4 protein-coding genes and 1 riboswitch are annotated in these 4,905 nt (G+C 45.9%); all 4 genes read left to right on the top strand.

All coding sequences use genetic code 11. The features are described from left to right. The first annotated feature begins 194 nt into the window (after positions 1-194). A riboswitch (SAM riboswitch) is annotated at positions 195-304 on the top strand. Positions 305-497: 193 nt separating this feature from the next. Next, on the top strand, positions 498-1,517 hold the full coding sequence (locus WB217_RS13120) for a BMP family protein (protein ID WP_423993663.1): 1,020 nt from the start codon (positions 498-500) through the stop codon (positions 1,515-1,517). A 75-nt stretch (positions 1,518-1,592) separates the two neighbouring features. Further along, complete coding sequence (locus tag WB217_RS13115; protein ID WP_423993662.1) at positions 1,593-3,131, top strand: ABC transporter ATP-binding protein; 1,539 nt, start codon at positions 1,593-1,595, stop codon at positions 3,129-3,131. Continuing rightward, complete coding sequence (locus tag WB217_RS13110; RefSeq protein ID WP_423993661.1) at positions 3,097-4,173, top strand: ABC transporter permease; 1,077 nt, start codon at positions 3,097-3,099, stop codon at positions 4,171-4,173. Before WB217_RS13115 ends, WB217_RS13110 begins: the two co-directional genes overlap by 35 nt. Then, on the top strand, positions 4,160-4,905 hold a 746-nt coding region (locus WB217_RS13105; RefSeq protein ID WP_423993660.1), incomplete at its 3' end, for an ABC transporter permease. The genes WB217_RS13110 and WB217_RS13105, both read left to right, overlap by 14 nt.

Raw genomic sequence — 4,905 nt, 5'->3', positions numbered from 1 at the left:
AAGTTATAAAAACGAATGTACAAAGATAGTAATAAATTCTTAAGATGTGAAGTTTTACATATTGGCTGAGTGTCATTTAACTGAGAAAGATCTTTATGAATTGTCTTGCTATTTAAAAAATATTAGTTATAATGAATTCTAAGTTTACTATATGAGAATGTTACTAAAGTTGAAAACTAAAATTACATATGAATTCCTTATCAAGAGAGGCAGAGGGACTGGCCCTGTGACGCCCGGCAACCGCTATTTTTAAAAATAGAATGGTGCCAAATCCTGCAGAACATTATGTTCTGAAAGATGAGGAAGAGTGCCGGATTTATTACCTCTTCCTTTTCTATGTGGAAGAGGTTTTTTATTTGGGGGAAACTAACTAAAACACGAACAATAATCGTTTTGATGAAATTATTATACGTTTTTAGTTGTTTTTATAATAGTAATCAAGTAATCTAGTAACATGATAAATAGAATAAACGAACAATTAATTTAGGGGGTCCATCATGAAAAAGCTTTTGGCGTTGTTTGCATTATTATCAGTTTTACTCGTAGCAGGATGTGGAGCAGAGGAGTCATCTGGAAAAGATAATTCGGAAGGCAAAGAAAGTAAAAAGAGAATCGCTCTTGTTTTACCTGAAAAAATCGGAGTCAACCCTTTCTTCCAGCAAATGGATGAAGGGGCGAAAAAAGCAGCTAAAGAATTTGGAGTGGAAGTAAAAACAATTGAATCAACAGACCACTCAGCAATCGAGGAAAACCTTCGCGTTGCAGTTGCAGAAAACTATGACTTGATCATTACTTCATCCTTTGAATCAGAGGATGCGTTGAAGAAGGTTGCAGCTGAGAACCCGGACCGCAAGTTTGCGATTATCGATACAGTGGTTGACCTTCCAAACGTTCAAAGCGTCAACTTCCGTGAGTATGAGGCAGCATACCTGCTTGGTGCAGCGGCGGGGCTTTCCACGAAAACGGATAAAGTCGGAATGGTTGCAGCAATGGACATTCCGCTTTTGAAAAAATGGACAGTAGCTTTTGAAGAAGGATTGAAGGAAACAAATCCGGATGCAGAATTCCTAGTGAACTATGTCGGAAGCTTCACAGACCCTGCGAAAGCGAAGGAGCTTGCATTTCTTCAGGCTTCAAGAGGAGCAGACTTCATTGCTGGTGCAGCAGCTGTCGGAGACCTTGGTGTATTTGAAGCAGCGAAGGAAAAAGGCTTCTACACAGCTGGCCAAGATGTTGACCGAACAGACGTAGATCCAGAGCATGTCGTGCTTTCGCAGCTGAAGGGTACAGACGCAGCAGCATTCGAAACGGTAAAAGCTTTCTCAGAGGGATCCTTTAAAGCTGGAACTGTTGAATATGGCTTGAAGGATAAGGGTGTTGGCCTGACTTATGTCACTCATGAAAGCAAAACACCTTTGAATGCCTTTGTTGGACAAGAAGTAATCGACAAGGTCAAAGCTCTTCAAGAAGAAATCATTTCTGGTAAAAGAGAAATTGAAAATCCATTAAACAACTAATCTCAGATTGAAAAATTAAACATGAAACCGACTGCGTCTGTAGTCGGTTTCCATTTGTACCAGGGAGGGAAGGCAATGACCTACCGCTTAGAAATGAAACAGATAACCAAGAAATATGGTGATTTCCTTGCCAACGACGGTGTATCCATCAAGCTGAAGAAGGGCGAAGTTCTGGCGATTGTAGGAGAGAACGGAGCCGGTAAAACTACCTTGATGCGCATGCTGTTTGGTCTCGAGCAGCCGACTAGCGGGGAAATTCTTCTCGATGGTAAAAGCGTAAAGATTAACGGGCCACAGGACGGAATGTCGCATGGAATTGGTATGGTCCATCAGCATTTTATGCTCTACCCTGATTTCACGGTTGCCGAGAATATTGTCATAGGACGCGAGCCGGGTAGCTTTGGCTTTTTTAATAGAAAGGGAGCGGCTGAATCAGTCCGTCAGCTGGGGGAAAAACATAGAATTGCCGTAAATCCATCACGTAAAGCGCAAGAATGCTCAGTAGGTGAACAACAGCGGATCGAAATATTAAAGGTTTTATACCAGGGGGCAGATATCATCATTCTCGATGAGCCAACTGCTGTTCTGACCCCCTTAGAGGTGGATGAACTTCTAACGACCATCCGTTTCCTTGCGAGCCAGGGGAAAAGCATCATCCTGATTACCCATAAGCTCCGCGAAGTCATGACGGCAGCGGACCAGATTACCGTTCTCAGAAATGGGCGGGTAGCAGGGCATGTGCAAAAAACTGAAACAACCGTTGATGAGCTGGCACAGCTGATGGTAGGAAGGGAGCTCAAGGAACTTGCTGACCGAACAAAGGTAGAAGGGGATGCCCTTCTTGAAGTGAAAGAGCTAACCATCGGGGCGGATGATTCAAAACCAGTGCTGGCCAATATCAGCCTCACCGTACATAGGGGAGAAGTACTTGGAATTGCCGGAGTTTCTGGCAATGGACAATCCGAGCTTATCCAGGCGATTTCCGGATTAAGAAAAGTTGATAAGGGATTGATTCTATTAGGGGGAAAGGATGTAACAGGCACAACGGTTGCCTTTAGACGTGATGCGGGGCTATCGCACATCCCTGAAGACCGATATTTGTGGGGGGCGGCAAAGGAAGCCACGATTGTGGAAACTGGCCTCATGGGTTATTACAAGCAAAAAAGGTTCAACAAGCGTTCTATATTAAACAAAAAGGCATTCCGCATCTATGTCAGTGAATGGATTTCACGGTTTGAAATCAAGACTTCATCGATGGATGAAAAAGCAGGTAATCTTTCGGGAGGGAACCTGCAGAAATTAATCGTTGCCCGGGAGCTAGGCTTTGATACAGACTTCCTGATTGCGGCCGAGCCTACACGCGGAGTCGATATTGGAGCGATGGAATATATCCATGAAGCAATTTTAGCCAAGCGGAATAAAGGGGATGGCATCCTGCTTGTCTCTTCCGAATTATCAGAGATTTTAGCATTGTCTGACCGGATTGCAGTCATATATGAGGGCAAGATTGCGGGGGTGCTTGACCGCAAGGATGCACCAGAAGAAAAGCTGAGCGTGCTTATGGCAGGGGGAAAAGAGAATGAAGCTTCAGAGAAAACTGCAACAGTCGTTTAGGGGATTGGCACAGCCGCTGATTGCTGTTTTGATTGGAATCCTCACCGGGGCGCTGGCCATCAGTATGATTGGTGAATCAGTATTGGATACCTATAAAGTAATGTGGAATGGCGCATTTGGGAGTTTTTATTTTGTGACGGCGACCTTCGCACGTGCGACTCCGATTATCTTGATAGGCGTTGGTATTGCACTCGCCTTTCGTGCTGGCGTCTTTAATATGGGTGCTGAAGGGCAGATGGTGCTTGGTGCCATTGCTGCGGCTTTGACCGCACTATATATACCAGGTCCCGGTTTTGTGAAAATTTTATTAGCCTTACTGGCTGGGATTTTGGCAGGAGGGCTATGGGCACTAATCGCAGCTTGGATGGAAGCGAAGTTCAAGGTGCAGCTGCTGATCTCGACGCTGCTATTAAACTATGTGGCTGTCCTGTTTGCCGGCTACCTTGTAGCAGAACCTTTCCAGGATAAAACAGGATCCGCGGCTCTGGCTCAGACATCAATGATTGATCAGTCGGCATGGCTTCCAAAGCTGTTCCCGGGCATGAGCCTTCACTTTGGTTTTATCCTGGCGATCGTATGCGCAGGCATTCTATATTTTATCCTTAAATACACTTCAGCAGGGTATGAGGTCCGAATGCTCGGCCACAATCCTTTCTTCGCTAAATATGGCGGAATCAATAAAACCAAGGTCCTGTTTTTCAGCATGTTCTTCAGCGGCGGGATCGCCGGCCTGGCAGGGACTGCAGAGGTCCTTGGTTCACAATACCGCTATGTAGAAGGAGCTCTAACGGTTCCGGGATATGCATGGACAGGATTGATGGCGGCCTTGCTGGCGAACTCGAACCCGCTTGGTACTGCAATTGCTGCTATACTTCTTGCGGCTTTGCAAACCGGAGCGATGGGCATGGAGCGTAATACGGAAGTGCCTTTAGAGATTGCTAGTGTCATTCAAGGTGTATTAATCCTATTCATTTCTGCCAAGTTCGCTTCTAACTGGTGGAATGTAAGAAAGAAAGCAGGTGCAGCCAATGGATCTGTTTGATTACTCGCTGTTTGTATCAGCCATCCGGATGGTAAGTCCGATTTTACTTGCGGCCCTTGGCGGCGCACTATGCGCCAGGGTGGGTATTTTTAACGTAGGCCTAGAGGGACTTATCCTGGCTGGAGCGTTTTCCGCGATTGCAGGAAATCATTACAGCGGCAGTGTGCTGGTTGCCGTCCTGTGCGGCATTGCCGGGTCCGTCCTTGTTTCTCTGATTTTTGGCGTCGTGACAATTAAATTTCAGGCAAACCCAATAGTAGCAGGTATTGCGGTCAATTTCCTGGTGCTCGGTTTAACGACATTTTTACTGAGGGCGCTCTTTGATGTAAAAGGGGCATTTTACGATAAGAACATGGAGGGGCTTCCGAAATGGGACCTGCCATTGATCGAAAACATTCCAGTCGTTGGCAATTTGGTCTCGGGGCACTCGCCGCTCGTTTACTTAGCGTTTTTAGCGGCGATCCTGCTATACATTTTCTTGTATAAAACGGTTGCAGGCTTCCGTCTCCTTGCAGTCGGTAAGAATCGATCGGCTTCAAAGAGCATGGGGTTAAAGGTAACGGCGATTCAGTATGGAGCAATCCTGATGAGCGGTGTGCTTTGCGGATTAGCGGGAACGCAGCTCTCACTTGGACAGGTGACGATGTTCACGGAAGGAATGACAGCTGGACGCGGCTTTATCGCGCTCGTCGCGATGATGCTAGGTCAGTCCCATCCAATTGGAATCCTTGG

Origin of the sequence: Mesobacillus sp., from assembly GCF_049588175.1 — a bacterium.
GTDB lineage: Bacteria > Bacillota > Bacilli > Bacillales > Cytobacillaceae > Mesobacillus.
This window is presented reverse-complemented; position numbering and strand designations above follow the sequence as displayed.